Below are 16104 nucleotides of genomic sequence, written 5' to 3' on the forward strand. Positions count from 1 at the left end.
TAGCGGCTGATCGCCTCCTGCGATACCCACTGGTCATTTCCCCACTCTTCTATCGATGCCTGAAGCGACTCGAGCGATTTATCTTTGTGACAGCTGTAGCAGGCGTTCGTCTCCGGCGGCATGCCATAAGCTTCGGTTTCGGCCGGTGTGACGAAGCGGAACATATGCGAACGGACCGTCAGCGGTGATTTGCCGGTATGGCGGCCGGTCTTCGGCATATGGCATTCGACACAGAGGGAGCCTTTCGAATCGGATTTGTGATGGGTATGTTCCGCCAACGACGCCTGATGGGGGCCGATGATCGTGTTGAATCCGTGGCATCTCATGCAGACACGGTTGCCCTCGGGCTTCTGGGCGGTATTGGTCAGCCGGTGGGGATTATGGCAGTTGATGCAGGTGATGCCGTGCTGGTACATCGCATCGCGTACGAACTCGTTGCCCTGGGTCCGATTCTTTTTCGCCGCGCCGTTGGGCCAGAACTCTTTGGTTTCGACACCTGCGATGAAGGGGGCGGCCATTTTATAGGCGATCAGGGGTTTTCCCGCTTCGTATCCGGCCGGATAGTCTTTGGCTTTCATCCAGAGCTTCTTCATGTCGGGCTCTTTTTCGAGACGCTTGTCACGGTTTCGCATGTGGCACTGGAGACAGACTTCGTTGGTGCGGATGGGATCGTACATGCTCGCCTTGTAGATAGGCGAGGAGGGCGTTTCGGTATGGTTCGAGCCCGGTCCGTGGCAGCTTTCGCAGGCGATGGCCCGCTCCACGCGTTTGCCTGTTGACATATATCCCGTAAAGTGGCAGCCATCGCAGGTATTGGAGGTGGGAAACTCTCTGTTGTCGTGAGGATAGGCGTCGTGATACCAGTATTTCCACGGTTTGAAAGGCTGCCACGTTTTCGTCTGGCTGTTCCACTGGTAATTGCCCAGTCTGAAATCCTCCCTGCCATCGATCGTCGCGGGTACCATGTAGCGCTGCTTGAATTTGCTCCCGATCGTATAGACGGCATCTTTGAGGGTGAAGTCGGCGTCGGCCGGCAGTTTCGAAAAGTCTGCGACCACGACATCGGGATCTTTCCGGATATCCTGGATCATTTTGCTGTGCATCGAATGTTTCCAGTCGCGATAGTGCTCTTCATGGCATTTTTTGCATCGTTGCGACCCGACAAAGTGTGCATTCTTCTGCTCGTTCGGCTGCAGATCCACACTCAGCCCCACACGCGTCTTCGTCAGCTGCACATAATAGGGGGCGATCTTCGGTTCGAAAATCACCCATACAAGAAGCATACCGAGTACAGCGAAAAGCATGGCAATGATGATATTTTTCATACATTTCCTTCTGTTCCATAATATATCTCAATAGTAGAACAACTTTTTATAAATTATGATTTAAATAGGAAAAAAAGAGTCTGTTTTCGACATTAAGCAGATATTTCGTTTTTGGAAAAGACCTATGACAACGCCGTTTTGATTTTGTATGAGAGGAAGAGAAAACAAGAGAAGAACGGTCCAGGCAACCGTTCTTCCAAAAAATCAATGGGTGGCGACGAAGTGCATCATATCGACGAGGCGGTTGCTGTAACCCCACTCGTTATCGTACCATGCGACGACTTTGGCGGTGTTCGTACCGACGACGCGGGTGAGATCGGGAACGAAGATAGCGCTGTAGTCGCAGCCGATGAAATCACCGGAAACGCGCTTGTCGTGGTCGACGAGGATCATTTTGCCCAGCTTCGCGGCGGCATCGTCGAAGGCGGCGTTGATCGCGTCGACAGTGACCTCTTTTTTGAGGTTGACCGTCAGGTCGACGACGGAGACGTCGGCAGTCGGAACACGGATGGCGAAACCGTTGAGCTGACCCTTGAGATGCGGCATGACCAGCCCGATCGCTTTGGCGGCGCCGGTGGATGTCGGGATCATGTTGATCGCCGCGGCACGGGCGCGTCGGAAATCTTTTTTGTGCTTGACATCGAGTAGATTCTGGTCGTTCGTGTAGGAGTGAACCGTAGTCATCAGGCCGTTTTCGATACCGAACATATCGTCGAGCACTTTACAGACCGGCGCCAGGCAGTTGGTTGTACAGGAGGCGTTGGAGATGACGGCCTGGCCGGTATACTCATCGGTATTGATGCCCATGACGAACGTTGGGGTGTCGTCTTTGGCCGGCGCGCTCATGACAACCTTTTTGACACTGCCTTTGAGGTGTTTACTCGCTGTTTCCGTCGTCAGAAAGACACCGGTACATTCGGCGACGACATCCGCGCCGACCGTTCCGAAGTCGAGCTTGTCGATATCACGTTCGCTGAACATGCGAATCGGTTTTCCGGCGATTTCGATCGTTTCGTCGTCGATCACTTTCGCATCGATTCCTTCGTGTACGCTGTCGTATTTCAAAAGATATTCGAGCATGTCGGGCTTTGCGGTCGTATTGATGCCGACCAGTTCCATATCGTCATGTTTCATGACCAGCTTGATGACACACAGACCGATACGTCCTGTTCCGTTGACTGCTACTTTGACTGCCATATTTTCTCCTTCAGATTTTGTTTATTTCGATTATATCCCAATGAAGCTGTCAGGGGTTTAAAACCGTTTCCGTCTGCAGCGCGATTTCGAGTTCCTCGTCGGTAGGAAGCACGAAAATCCGCACCGGTGAGCGGTCGGCCGCGATATCCTCGTCACCCTGCAGATTTCTCTGGGTATCGAGTGCGATCCCGAGCGGCTCGAGACCTTCACACACCATCTGGCGTATCAATGCGCTGTGTTCCCCGACTCCGGCCGTGAAGACGATGGCATCGACATAACCCAGCTCCGCCACATAGGCACCGATATAGTGGCGGATACGGTGAACATAGACCTCCAGCGCCGTCTTGCTCTTTTCATCTCCCATTGCGGCGTGCTCCTGGATAAGCCGCACATCGTTCTCGCCGCAGAGACCTTTCAGACCGCTCTCCTTGTTAAGCACCGTGTCGGCATCTATCCCCTTTTTCTCCATCAAAATCGGAATCTCCGGATCGATGTCACCGCAGCGCGTCCCCATGACGAGACCGGCCAGTGGTGTAAATCCCATCGAGGTATCGATACTTTTTCCGCGCTTGACGGCACAGACACTCGCCCCGTTTCCCAGATGGAGTGTGATGAGATTCGTTTCGTTCAGAGGTTTGCCGAGTTTCTCCGCGGCTTTCCTGGCGACATATCCGTGCGATGTCCCGTGGAATCCGTAGCGCCGCACACCATACTCCTCGTAGAGTTCGATCGGGATGGCGTAAAGATAGGCTTTTCTTGGCATCGTCTGGTGAAATGCCGTATCGAAGACCGCCACCTGCGGAAGATCGGGTGCTTTGTCCGCCATCATTTCAATCCCAACGAGATTGGCCGGGTTGTGAAGCGGGGCCAGAGGAATCAGCTCGCGGATTGCCTCGATGACATCGGCGTCGATCCGCGTCGGTTCGATGAAGCGTTCGCCCCCATGCACGACCCGGTGACCGACGGCGTCCAGCATTGCGAAAGAGTCGATCGCACCGGCATCGACGAGTGCCCGTTCCGCCCTCTCCAACGCCTCGCGATGATCCTTCACGCCGCCCTCTTCCCCGATGCGCTCCACAACCCCTTCGGCTACCTTTTCATGGTTGTCATACAGTTTGTACTTCAGCGAGGAACTCCCCGAATTCAAAACAAGTATTTTCATCGTCTCTTTCCCCTCACTCTCTCCATTTACCATTCATGATTTACCCAGATTCTGCGCCTGAATCGCGCTGATGGCGATGGTACTGACGATATCGTCGACACTGCACCCCCGGCTCAGATCGTTGACTGGCTTGTTGAGACCCTGCAGAACGGGGCCGATGGCGATGGCGCCCGTGGCACGCTGTACCGCTTTATAGGTGTTGTTGCCCGTATTGAGATCGGGGAAAATGAAGACCGTGGCACGGCCCGCCACTTTGGATCCCGGCATCTTTTTCTCTCCGACGGCAGGGTCGATGGCGGCATCGTACTGCATGGGCCCTTCGATCAAAAGGTCGGGACGCATCGCTTTGGCGAGTCTGGTCGCCTCGCGTACCTTTTCGACATCCTCGCCAACCCCGCTCTCGCCTGTCGAGTAGGAGAGCATCGCGACGATCGGTTCGATACCGAACGCACGGGCCGTCTCCGCCGACTCGACGGCGATCTGCGCCAGCTCTTTCGGACTGGGATCGGGTACGATGGCACAGTCGCCATAGACGAGCACCCGGGTATCGAGGCACATGAAAAAGACGCTCGAGACGATGTCGATACCCGGCTTCGTTTTGATGACCTGCAGGGCGGGAAGCACCGTTTCGCGTGTCGTGTGGGTCGCACCCGAGACCATGGCGTCCGCCAGGTTGCCGTAGACCATCATCGTCGCGAAATAGGTGACGTTCTGCACGGCATCGAGTGCCGTTTCGAGCGTAATACCCTTGTGCTTCCGCAGTTCGTAGAAATCCTTCGCAAATGTCTCTTTCAGATCGCTTGTAACCGGATCGATCACCTGGATGCCTTCGAGGTCGACACCGAGTATGCCGGCACGGTTTCGGACCGTCTCCTCGTTTCCGAGAAGGATAATATCGGCGATTTTCCGCCGTTGCGCCGTTTCGGCGGCACGAAGAATCCGGTCGTCCATGCTTTCGGGCAGTACCACCCGCATGCGCTGCGAGGAGGCTTTGGCGAAGAGACGATGGAGGAACATCGTCGGCGTAACGATGTCGATCTTCGTTTGACGGAGAAAACTCTCGATCAGGCCGGCATCGACACTGTTGGCGAAATGGCCAAGCGCAAGATCGATCTTTCTGCGATGCTTGGGGGTGATACGCGCTTCGCTGCGCTGTGCTTTGAGAATGATCTGCATCGTGTCGAGCGGAACGCGAATCAGCACCACCCGAAACGTCTCGTCGCTTTCAATCATCTTCAGCACCGTCGGGGCGATCTCCATACCGCCGCCCACGACAATGGCCGATGCCGAAGGAAACCCGGGAATACGGTTCGCCGAAAGTATCGCAAGGAAAATATCGGCGCGGTCGGCCGGCACGACGACCAGATCCTTCTCTTCGAAATACTCCAGGAAATGTTCGGGATGCATTGCGGCGATCAGCGGTTTGTTGATGGTCCTCTCCAGACTCGCGTCGTCTTTCATGTGGATGATCTCCCCGCCAGTGAGGCCGATCAGGTCGAGTACGGTCGGACGGTCGAGTTTCTCGGCATAGGGGATGGGAAAACATGGGATATCCTGAAACGGGGCATGCTCGTTGATACGGCAGACCAGTGTATCGGATGCGTGGTTGACGAAAAAGGCGAAAGGTCGCAGGCCTTCATCCTTGAGAGACTGCTGCCAAAGAATGATATCCTCTTCCACTTCATCGGGTGTTTTCCCTTTGGCACTCACGACTCCCACGATCGGAGACGAGAAGTTTTTGGCGATCTGGACATTGACGTCGAAATCGACCATCTCTTTGAGGTGCATATCGGTCATGCCCACACAGAGTACGAAGTCGTACCGCTGTTGCAATGTTTCGTAACGGGTGATCAGCTTTTCGTAGAGTTTCGCCTCTTCACCCCTGGCGAGATGGGATTCGACGGTGTCGATATCGATGCCGGCCGCCTCCTCGTAGGTCTGCGCCATCCCGAAAACCGAGAGCATCGTTTCGATGTCACTGTCCCTGCCTTCACCACGTACGATGGGTTTGAAAAAGGCGACCCGCTTGAAATCACGCTTGAGTATCTCCATCAGCCCCATCGCGACGAAGAAACTTCCGGCACGCGGCTCTTTGGAGATGATATAGAGAGAGTGGACGTGCATCCTGCACTCCTTTTTTAACGATTATTGTGATTATAGGCTATATTTGCTTTAGGGCATCTCTAAAAACTCCCGATAGCCGTATAGAAATATTAAAACTTGCAGACCATTTTATGGAAAAGTTCTCCGGTTTTCGCGAACTCACGGAATGCATCGCGGAATTCCGATCTCTTTTCCATCTCAAGCTTCGCCATCGTCTGGCGAAGCGCCTCGACGGCCGTTATCGTTTCGTCGGTATGGAGTTCGGGCAGCTCGGTAAAGGCTTTCAGATGGTGCCGCTGCACGTCGAGGTCCTGGTGCTCTCCCAGAATCGTCTGGATCGTTTTCAGCTTTTTGAGCATCATGCTGTAGGCTTCGTTATCCAGAATCGATGCGAAAAACTCCATCATGTAGCGCAGTTTTTTGACATCGATACGGACCATGTGGTAACGATGCGCTTCGGAATCGGCATCGATCTCACTCCCCTTTTTGAGTACTTTTTTGTATCGTTTCCGCAGTGCCGATTTGACCTCGATAATCAACGGCCCTGTGGCCCGTCCGCTCAGACCCTCCATATTTTCCGAAGTGGCGAAATCTGTGAGTATGGCCATTTCATCGCTGAATGGACCGCTCCGCAGAAACTGCTTCAATGCCTCCTCTTTCTCTTTCACCTGATGCAGAAGGTAGGCTTCAAGTGCATCGATACCGGGATGGAGCTTTTCCGAAATCATCGATTTGTAGAGAGGTATATGAAGCAGATAGACGTCGATATCCCGTTTTTCACCGGTCTGACGCATCAGGCCGGCCAATTTCAGCTTGTGCGTTTCGAGCCAGGTTGCATCAAATAGCGGTGTCATCTGCGAAAGGAGAGCACGCAGTTTGCGCATCGCCACACGCAGCTGATGCAGACGTTCCGGATCTTCATCACCCGACAGGATCGCCCTTTTGTTGGCATCGACACTCTTCAGGAGCGAATAGAAGAGCGCTTTGAGGGCATGGGATCCGCTTTCGAACGGTGTCAGACTGATGGATGTCGACGCTTTTAGAAACGACGGCCGCTTCTCGATCTGTCCGATCAGTGCGGCCAAATCGGTCTCCAGGGCCGGAATACGCATAATCCTGGAAATCGCACCGTTCGTAAATTTCGGTTTGTAGGTCACTTCGGCAGCCAAAATGTGTCGAAACGGTTCCGGCAGTTCGAAACCTTTCGCCTCAGCTTCACTCTCGAACTCGATTTCCAGAACGTTGAGTCCTCTCAACTCCCCTTTGAAACTGTCGAGTTCGAAGCGGTATCCCCGGTATTCGAAGATGCGTCGCGTTTTCCGGATTACGCCTCCGCTGTTCCGATACATGGCGGCATCGAACAGATCCTTCGTAATCTCCTCTTCCGATTCATCCCGTACCAGACCGCTTCCCTGTTTGCATGTCCGGATATAGCGATCTCCAAGCTTTCTGAACCGTTCCACCCGTTCGGTATCTGCCACCACATAAAACTGCTGAATCGGAATGGCACGATACCGAATGCCATGCATCTTCAAAAAGCGCTTCATCGAGCAGGGATAGAGCAAAAAGCGTCGTTCGATTTCCATCTTTTTCATACGTTGATTTTATCATAGAACCCATCTCAAAAATCCCCGTATACATAAACCAAAATTTCGGAGATGGATTCCGGTATGTTATAATTATGTCAAAACAACGCCTGCAAGGATAGAGAAAGATAGAAAAGTTTCGCTATTTTTATCAACATTTTCCACACCTCGAAATCGAACAGCTCATCGAACATTATGCGGTGTTCGGCGGTCTTGAAAAATATGTCACTCTCAATTTCAGCGATACACTTTACGAATCGATCCGGATCAACATTCTCGACCAATACGGTTTTCTGAAAACGAAAGTACTGCCACCCCTGAGCGGGGAGAACGAAAGCCGCAGAATGCTTAGGGCCGTCGCCGTTTCGGACGGAAAAACGATCAATGTGCTGCGCCGTGCTTCTCTCTCACGGACACAGGGATACGGCACCTACAATGCACTGCGTCAGGCCGGTATGCTCCACAAGGAGCAGTCGAGAGAGTCGCTTCCCACACCGAAACCGGGACAAAAGAGAAAAAAAGAGGAACGGGGCTATACCATTCAGTCCAAAATCAAATTCACCAATCCGTTCTACCGGTTCTGGTACACCTTTGTCGAGCCGCATGCCGAAGAGATCGAAATAGGCTCCTACGAGAAGTTCTATGAAAATCTCGACGCGTCGCTCGACCGGTTCGTCAGTTTTACGTTCGAAGATCTCTCCAACGCGTTGATCAAACAGACTTTCGACGCCAACGATCCCGTATCGGAAAAGGGCAATTACTGGGACCGCCACAACGAGTTCGATCTGCTCGCCAAAACCGAAAACAACCGTGTCATCATCGGCGAATGCAAATGGAAAGGGCACAAGGTGTGCAAAAGTCTCGTCAGCAAACTGAAGTCGAAATGCGAACGCTCCGGGCTCAAACCCGACTTTTACGCCCTCTTTTCAAAAAGCGGCTTCAGCAAGGAGCTCAAAAGCTCCAACGACCCCTCGCTGCTCTGCTTCGATCTCAACGATTTTGAAAAGCTTCTGGCATGAACGAATTCAAACTCCCCTCTTCGATGAACGAAGAGGAGAAAGAGACCCTCCTCTCGCAGCTCGAAAGCCTTATCGATCAGACCTACAGCGTCGAAAAAGAGTACATCGCTCTCACCAGCGCCTACAACCAGCTTCAAAGCCTCATCAGACAGATCATCGAAGCGCTTCCCAACGCTTTGTGGGTACTCAACGACGACGGCAGTGTCTTTCTGCAAAACAGCGAAGCGGAATCGCTCGACGGGCTTCTGGATCGCATCGACTCCACGTTAAGAGAGAGCGAGGTGGCGTTCGACAGCCGGTTCTTCCTCGTCAAATCGAGCTGCAACGATTCAAAGACCATCATCAGCGCCACCGACATCACCGAACAGAAACGCAAGGAGAGGCTCGCTTCGATGGGACAGATGGCAGCCCACCTCGCCCACGAAATTCGTAATCCGATCGGCTCCATCGCACTGCTCGTCTCATCGCTCGCCAAACGGGTCGTCCCGAAGAACCAACCGATCGTGGATGAGATCAAACGGTCGCTTTTCCGCGTGGAACGCATCATCAAAACGACCCTCATGTATTCAAAGGGGGTGCACCCCGTCTTTACGAACATTTCGCTCTCACAGCTTGAAAAAGAGTGTCAGGCCGCCGTCGAAAGCTACAGTTTCATGAAAGATATCCACTTTCACTACCTTTTCGAAGATGCCACAATCCGGGGAGATCTGGGACTGCTTTCACTGGCACTGCAAAATTTCATATTCAATGCGATCGATGCAATCGAAGAGAGTGACGAAGACGAGGGGAACGTCTCCATTCGAAGTGAAACCCGGGGAGAGACGATCCGTTTCATCATCGAGGATAGCGGCGTGCCGCTGGAGAATCCGGATCGTCTCTTTGAAGCGTTTCACACCACCAAGACAAAGGGGCATGGCCTTGGGCTGGTACTCTCACGACAGATTGTAGAAGCGCATCACGGATCCATCCATATCGATACCGAGCCGAAACGCTTTATCGTCTCCCTGCCAAAATCGTAGAGCCATCCAATCCGTCGCGGCCGGGATCAGAGCTTTTCCAGCTCCTCGTCGAGACGGTTGACGGCGATGCTCGTCTCATAGATCATCTTCTCATAATCCCGTTTGTCGATCCGATAGAAGTTCAAAAAGAGATCGATGGCATTCTGGTTACACTCTTCGATCGACTTGACAAAAAGGAATGTCCGTCCAAACTTGCCGCTTCCCTTCAAAAGTGCATCTTTGACATCCTGGGAAATGTTGAATTCATCCAGAATCTTCTCCATCGGTGCATGCATCACGACATCCAGAAGCGAAAGCGTCCCGACGAAATAGGCTTCATCCAGCTCACTTTTCGGAGCCTCCGGATGCATCAGCTGCCATGTCCGGCGCATCAGTTCCATCCGGCTTTTGGCCATCAAGGCAAGTGTCGAAGAGCCTCCCTTCTCTCCCATCGATTGCGCATAGATGATCATCATCAGCCACTGGGCGACATTGTGGCGCCCCAATAGCAGAATCACCTCCTGAATCGAAGAGATTTCCCGTGCAAGGCTCAGTGCTGCGGAATTGACATAGCGAAGCAGCTGCAGCGACAATGCGCTGTGCTGCTCCAGGTAGGATGCGATCTCTTCCACATCTGCATTGGATATCAGCAGATTGTAGGCATGTATGACGCTTCGGTAATGGGGGTCGATCTTCTCCTGCTTCAGAAGCTGTGGTTTCGAAAAAAAGTATCCCTGAAAGAGTTGAAAGCCGAGATTTTCACAGATTTGTGTCGTCTCGGGTGATTCGACTTTCGACGCGATCAACGTATTGTCGTATTGTTTGATTTTGGCCAATAGTTCATGAAACACTTCGCCTCTCGGGCTCCGTTCCACATCGATCTTGATATAGCTGAAGTATGGCAGAAGCGGCCCGATCCGCTGAATCAGTCTTTCATCGAGTATCGCATCGTTCAGCGCAATGTCGAATCCTTTTTTCCGAAGCTCCACGATTCGCCTGGCAATCTCCATATTGAACCGCATTTCAGGCAGGACGGAAAAGACGAAAATATCTTTCGGCATATTCAGGAGGAGGTCATTGAAAAGAAAATCGTTGTCGATGCGTACGAACGCTTTACGGTTTCCAAGGATCTCCTTGGCTCCGAACTGGTTCAGCACATTGGTCAATACCGAAATCGAAGCGAAACGTCCGGAAACTTCGTTTGGCGCGCTCTTCTCATCGCGAAAAAAGAGGTCGTAGGCATACACTTTCTTCTTGCCATCAAGGATCGGCTGACGGCCAAGCATATGAAAATCGGACATCGAAAACCTTTGTTATCAAAAATCGTGTGTTTTGATATATCGACTGTTTACAAGATAATTTTATTCTTTTTCAGTCAGGCCGATGCCAGTATTTCAACCGCTTCCATCTTTTTGAGCTGTTGGGCCATCTCGTCGTTGACATGGATCGACGATTCGATTTCGATCTCCTGCAGTTTCGAACAGAGAAGAAGACGCAGAGGTTTTCTGCCCGGATGGCTCTGGGCGAGGCGATAGATCTCTTCGAGAATACGCATCTTTTCATGGTCGAGATTGAGCCGGATGATCATCGGTTTTTCCGGTTTTTCGACCATCCGTGTTTCGATCTTCTCCTTTTTACACGCCTTCAGTTCCATAATTTTGTGCACCCGCATCCGGGTAAAATCGCCATCGCGTGTAATCGTGACTTTGAAACCGATCGGCTCGTCGAGATCCATCTTTTCCAGCTGTTCCAGCTGCCGTTCGAAGAGTGTGATTTCGATGTTGCCATGCAGGTCCATCACATTGGCAATACCGAATTTGTTTCCTTTTTTGCTGATCCTGGTCGTCACCTCTTCGACCTTTCCGATCAGGAGTGCCGAGGATCCATCGGCGATCTGCTCGAGATCGGAAGAGAGCGTATATCTGATATCGGAGAGCTCTTCACGGAACCGATCGAGCGGATGCCCGGATACGTAGAAACCGAGAGACTCCTTTTCGAGTTCGAGGATGCTCTTTTGCGGATACTCCTCCATCGGAACGATATCGACCTTGATACTCACAAGCTCCTCGTCGTCTCCGAAGAGCGAACCGACCGCCATCTGCTGGGCCCTGGCCGATTCATGCATCGCGTCGATGATCGCATCGATCGATTCGAGCAGCGCCCGGCGGCTGTATCCGAAGCCATCCAGCGCTCCCGCTTTGATCATCGATTCAATCACTTTTTTGTTCACTTTCTGTGTATCGATACGGGATACAAAGTCGTCCAGCGACTCGAAGCCTCCCGCTTCCCGTGCCAAAAGAATTGCGTTGACGGCAGCATCGCCGACTCCTTTGATGGCACCCAGTCCGAAGAGAATGACTTCGTTCCCCTCATCGTCGGCATCGGGTGTAAATTCGAGTGCCGACCGGTTGATATCGGGTGCGAGCAGTCGGATGCCCAGACGCTTGACCTCATCGATATATTTGACCACCTTGTCGGTGTTGTCTTTTTCGCTTGTCAGCAGCGCCGCCATGAATTCGGCCGGATAGTGGGTCTTGAGCCACGCCGTCTGGTAAGTCACCATCGCATAGGCGGCCGAGTGGGACTTGTTGAAGCCGTAGCCGGCGAATTTTTCGATCAAATCGAAGAGTTCGGCCGCTTTGTCGTAGTCGAGTCCCTGCGCCTTCGCACCCTCTGCAAATTCGCTCTTGTACTTTTGCATCAGGTCGAACTTTTTCTTTCCCATCGCACGGCGGACGATATCCGCTTTGCCAAGGCTGAATCCGCCGATCGTCTGAACGATCTGCATGACCTGTTCCTGATAGACAATGACCCCGTAGGTCGGCTTGAGAATCTCTTCGAGCTGCGGAAACATGTAGGTGATTTCCTGGCGGCCGTGCTTCCGTTCGATAAAATCGTCGAGCATTCCCGACTCCATCGGACCGGGCCGGTAGAGGGCGAGTACCGCGACGAGGTCTTCGAAGTTGCCCGGTTTGAGCTTGGCGTTGAGCTGCTGCATACCGCCCGATTCGATCTGGAACATACCGACCGTTTCGCCTTCCTGAATCGTCTCGTAGACTTTCGGGTCATCCATCGGCATATTGTCGAGGTCGACGTCGACCTCGTGGCGCTGTTTGACCAGTTTGACGGCATTGTCGATGACCGTCAGCGTCTTGAGCCCAAGGAAGTCGAATTTGATCAGGTCGACATCTTCGAGGAAGTTGAGCGAATACTGCGTTACCAGTGTCTCTTCGCCCGATGGTTTGTAGAGCGGCGTCTTGTGCCAGAGCTCTTCGTTGGATATGACGACACCCGCGGCATGCATACCGGCATTGCGTTTGAGCCCTTCAAGGGCAAGAGCGAATTTCCAGACGCGGGCCGCCGTGGGGTTGGTTTCGACCAGTTCCCGGAGCTTCGGCTCTTTCTGGAATGCACCCGGCTTGAATCCGTCGGTCCCCTCTTTCCCCTTCCCGTTAAGGGTGATTCCCAGTTCGTCGGGAATCAGTTTCGCCATCTTGTCCGCTTCCGCGTAGCTGACACCAAGCACCCTCGCGACGTCACGGATAACCCCCTTCGCCAGAAGCGAACCGAACGTGATAACCTGGGCCACGTTGAAACGTCCATATTTCTCGACCACGTAGTCGATGATCTCTCCGCGACGCGCCTGGCAGAAATCCATATCGATATCGGGCATGCTGACGCGCTCCGGATTCAGAAAACGCTCGAAGAGCAGATCGTACTTCATCGGGTCGATATTGGTGATGCCCAGCGAATAGGCGACGAGGCTTCCAGCCGCCGATCCCCGTCCGGGTCCGACCGGAATCTCCCTCTCTTTCGCTTCACGCACGAAATCCCAGACGATCAGCATATAGCCGGGAAACTTCATCTGGTTGATGATCTGCATCTCCGTCTCCAGTCGCGCCCGATACTCGTCGTGATGCGCCGGATCCACAAATTTGAGACGCTCTTCCAGCCCTTTGCGGCATTCGTGGATAAAGAGGGCTTCGTCGTTGGCAAAACTGTTCTCGGCATCCGGTTCGGGCACTTCCAGGCCGACATTGGCGGCATACTCCCGGGCAAATTTGAAATTGGGAGGCGTTGGATTGCCCAGATCGAGCTCCAGATCACACTTGTCGGCGATCTCCTGCGTATGTTCGAGTGCCTCGGGAATGTCGGCATAGAGTTCCGCCATCTCTTCGGGTGATTTGAGGTAGAACTCGTGGACGGAATGGCGCAGACGGTCGGGATCGTCGTAGAGTTTGTTCATCGCGATGCACATGAAAGCTTCGTGCGCCTCGGCATCGTCCGGATAGAGATAGTGGGTGTCGTTGGTCGCGACAATCTTGATGCCGGTTTCGAGACTCAGCCGGATAAGCTGCTCGTCGATGCTGTGCTGATCGCCGATACCGTGACGCATCAGCTCCAGATAGAAATCGTCGCCGAAAATCTCTTTATATTCCAGTGCCACCTCTTTGGCACGCTCGTAACCCTGTGCCCCGAATTTGACATTGCGCTCGGATAGATTCAAATGCCAGTTGACCTCGCCCTGCAGACAGGCCGATGAGCAGATGAGCCCTTCGCTGTGCTCTCTCAAAAGCTTTTTGTTGATGCGCGGATAGTAGTAGAAGCCGTTGATATAGGCCTGGGAACTGAGATACATCAGGTTTTTGTAGCCGGTTTCGTTCTTGGCGTAAAGGCAAAGGTGGAAGCGCTGACGGGTGCTTTTGTCGCCAAGCTCCTCCTGGTTGTGGAGATAGGCCTCCATCCCGATGATCGGTTTGATACCCTCTTTCTTCATCTGCTGGTAGAAATCGACCGCACCGAACATATTGCCGTGATCGGTAATGGCGACCGTATCCATCCCCAGCTCTTTGAGCCGGCCAGCCAGTCTGGATATCTTGTTGGCACCGTCGAGCAGCGAATATTCGGTATGCAGATGCAGATGCGTGAATCGGGGTTTCATACTCTGGTTTTCCTCGCAATAAATGTATGAAACAGTCTATCAAAGTTGCCGTTAGAATAGGATAAATATTCTGCCATCCTGCACCCATTTAAATCTTTTGAATGAAATGCCGATTTTATGTAAATAACTGCCCACAGGAAAGGGATATATTATGCTTGATTTAATCTTGTTCAGTTCGATCGGACTGCTTCTTTTGGTCCTTTTGGGTTTTCTTGTCATTGTCATTCGTGATCATATGAAAAGCAAATCCTTCGAACTCTATGTGCACCAGACCCAGGAACAGTTCAATAGAGATTACCAGTCGCTGCAGGAAAGAGGAAAGCCCGAAAATGTGGCTGAAACGGAGACGAAACCCCAAACAACGGCATCCTCCTATGAGCCTGTCAACACCGTAAATACGCAGCCGGTCATCGAAGAGAGAGTTCCGGAACCCATACAGGAAGAGGTCCGGGAGACATCCCAAACCGAAGAAAAACCCCAGATTGAAGAGAAATCCCAACCCGAAAAACCGATGGACGTCACACTCGAACGTCCGACGATCTACAAGCTTCACCCCGAGACTCAAAACGAAACACCGGCCTCACGGGAAGAGGCCGGCACCATTTTGAAGAAAGATTATGGTGAATTCAGTCACCAGCGTCTGGTAGAGGGGATGGGACTCTCACCGGAAGAAGCCGACGAATTTGTCGTCGAGCTGATTCACCAGCTCGAAAATGCGATCAACGATCTCGATAACGCTATCGCCGAAAAAAACTTTACCGAAGCGGAGCATATCACCCATGGTCTCAAAGGGGCTGCACTCAATATTGGAGAAGGTGGCGTCGCACAACTGCTCGTCGACTACAACACCTACATGAAAGAGGGGACCGAACTGCCCGTTATCGAAGCATACCAGACACTATTGAAACAAACCGTAAGTGATTTGAAGGTAGAATATTCCCAAGTCGCCTAACAAGGATTTGGGATTATGTCAACGAAAAACATCGTTCTGATCGGTTTTATGGGGGTGGGGAAAGGCGCACTGGCGCGTGAACTCGTACGGTGCGATGCATCTCTCTATGCTCTCGATACGGACGACATGATCGAAAGTCTCACCAATACGAGAATCAAGAAGATCTTTGCAACGGCCGGCGAAGCGGCGTTCCGTGCGTTGGAACAGAAGACCGCGGACTGGCTTGCACACAACGTTACAAACGCTGTCATCTCCACCGGCGGCGGCTTCTACAAAGTCAACAACATCAACTCGATCGGCACCGTTGTCTATCTGAAAGCCGATTTTGAATGGATTCTGCAGCGCATTCTCAATGCGCCGAATGCGAAGAAAAAATTGAAAAAAAGACCGCTCTTTCAGGATATCGAGAAGGCAAAATCCCTCTTTTCCGAACGGTTCGAAGCGTATGAAAAGGTCGCCGATATCGTCATCGATATCAGCGAACATGATACCCGCCGCATTGCGGCGGATCTGCTTGCGCAACTGAATCAGCAGTAATCGGCGAGAAGCCCTTCACGGAGTGACTGATAGGTCTCTTCTCCCACCAGTTTTCGAACGATGGCGAGACCGAAGCAAATGGCGGTGCCAGGTCCGCGGGATGTCATGATGTTGCCGTCGATCACCACTTTCTCTTTGTCGGTATAACCTTCGAGATTGCCGATCTGTTCCTCGACACTCGGATAACACGTATAGCGTTTGCTCAGCACGCCAGCCGTTTTCAGGGCAAACGGTGCGGCGCAGATGGCTCCGACGATCTTCTCTTTTGCCTGCATCTCCTTCA

The 16104-nt window shown here is 52.5% G+C and carries 12 protein-coding genes; 4 read left to right on the forward strand and 8 right to left on the reverse strand.

The features are described 5' to 3' along the window. From Q1K24_RS05980 to Q1K24_RS06000, 5 genes are all read right to left on the reverse strand, one after another. Nucleotides 1-1325 (reverse strand): multiheme c-type cytochrome (locus tag Q1K24_RS05980; RefSeq protein ID WP_300367445.1); only part of this gene is annotated, 1325 nt, incomplete at its 3' end. A gap of 204 nt (nucleotides 1326-1529) precedes the next feature. After that, entirely contained in the window at nucleotides 1530-2522 is a 993-nt protein-coding gene (gap, locus tag Q1K24_RS05985) for a type I glyceraldehyde-3-phosphate dehydrogenase (RefSeq protein ID WP_300367447.1), read from the reverse strand. Between the two features lie 49 nt (nucleotides 2523-2571). Then, the gene (locus Q1K24_RS05990) at nucleotides 2572-3684 is read right to left on the reverse strand and encodes an acetate kinase (protein ID WP_300367449.1); all 1113 of its coding nucleotides are present in this window, start codon (nucleotides 3682-3684) and stop codon (nucleotides 2572-2574) included. A 33-nt stretch (nucleotides 3685-3717) separates the two neighbouring features. Further along, nucleotides 3718-5808 carry a phosphate acetyltransferase gene (pta, locus tag Q1K24_RS05995; RefSeq protein WP_300367451.1) on the reverse strand — a complete coding sequence of 697 codons (2091 nt, stop codon included), beginning with the start codon at nucleotides 5806-5808 and terminating at the stop codon, nucleotides 3718-3720. Nucleotides 5809-5897: 89 nt separating this feature from the next. After that, on the reverse strand, nucleotides 5898-7382 hold the full coding sequence (locus tag Q1K24_RS06000) for a CHAD domain-containing protein (RefSeq protein WP_300367453.1): 1485 nt from the start codon (nucleotides 7380-7382) through the stop codon (nucleotides 5898-5900). A gap of 191 nt (nucleotides 7383-7573) precedes the next feature. Between Q1K24_RS06000 and Q1K24_RS06005 the strand changes: the two genes are divergently transcribed. Together Q1K24_RS06005 and Q1K24_RS06010 are read left to right on the forward strand one after the other, a co-directional pair. Further along, nucleotides 7574-8392: a DUF234 domain-containing protein gene (locus tag Q1K24_RS06005; protein ID WP_300367455.1), complete on the forward strand. Its 819-nt coding sequence runs from the start codon at nucleotides 7574-7576 to the stop codon at nucleotides 8390-8392. Further along, a complete protein-coding gene (locus Q1K24_RS06010) occupies nucleotides 8389-9411 on the forward strand; it encodes a HAMP domain-containing sensor histidine kinase (RefSeq protein WP_300367457.1) in 1023 nt (340 codons plus the stop codon). The genes Q1K24_RS06005 and Q1K24_RS06010 overlap by 4 nt, the downstream gene beginning before the upstream one ends. Nucleotides 9412-9437: 26 nt before the next feature. Here Q1K24_RS06010 and Q1K24_RS06015 read toward each other — a convergent pair whose 3' ends face one another. Then, nucleotides 9438-10691 carry an HDOD domain-containing protein gene (locus Q1K24_RS06015; protein ID WP_300367459.1) on the reverse strand — a complete coding sequence of 418 codons (1254 nt, stop codon included), beginning with the start codon at nucleotides 10689-10691 and terminating at the stop codon, nucleotides 9438-9440. A gap of 74 nt (nucleotides 10692-10765) precedes the next feature. Beyond that, on the reverse strand, nucleotides 10766-14332 hold the full coding sequence (dnaE, locus tag Q1K24_RS06020) for a DNA polymerase III subunit alpha (RefSeq protein WP_300367461.1): 3567 nt from the start codon (nucleotides 14330-14332) through the stop codon (nucleotides 10766-10768). Nucleotides 14333-14483: 151 nt separating this feature from the next. Here dnaE and Q1K24_RS06025 point away from each other — a divergent pair, with 151 nt between their 5' ends. Both Q1K24_RS06025 and Q1K24_RS06030 read left to right on the forward strand, forming a co-directional pair. Continuing rightward, nucleotides 14484-15284, forward strand: a complete 801-nt coding sequence (locus tag Q1K24_RS06025) for an Hpt domain-containing protein (protein WP_300367463.1) — start codon at nucleotides 14484-14486, stop codon at nucleotides 15282-15284. 15 nt (nucleotides 15285-15299) lie between these two features. Continuing rightward, nucleotides 15300-15821 (forward strand): shikimate kinase, encoded by a 522-nt coding sequence (locus tag Q1K24_RS06030; RefSeq protein ID WP_300367465.1) that lies wholly within the window; start codon nucleotides 15300-15302, stop codon nucleotides 15819-15821. Here the strand turns inward: Q1K24_RS06030 and Q1K24_RS06035 are convergent. Further along, nucleotides 15812-16104, reverse strand: a 293-nt coding sequence (locus tag Q1K24_RS06035) for a DJ-1/PfpI family protein (protein ID WP_300367467.1), incomplete at its 5' end; no start/stop codon positions are given. The genes Q1K24_RS06030 and Q1K24_RS06035 overlap by 10 nt on opposite strands.

It is taken from the genome of Hydrogenimonas sp., from assembly GCF_029932565.1.
Taxonomy (GTDB): Bacteria; Campylobacterota; Campylobacteria; order Campylobacterales; family Hydrogenimonadaceae; genus Hydrogenimonas.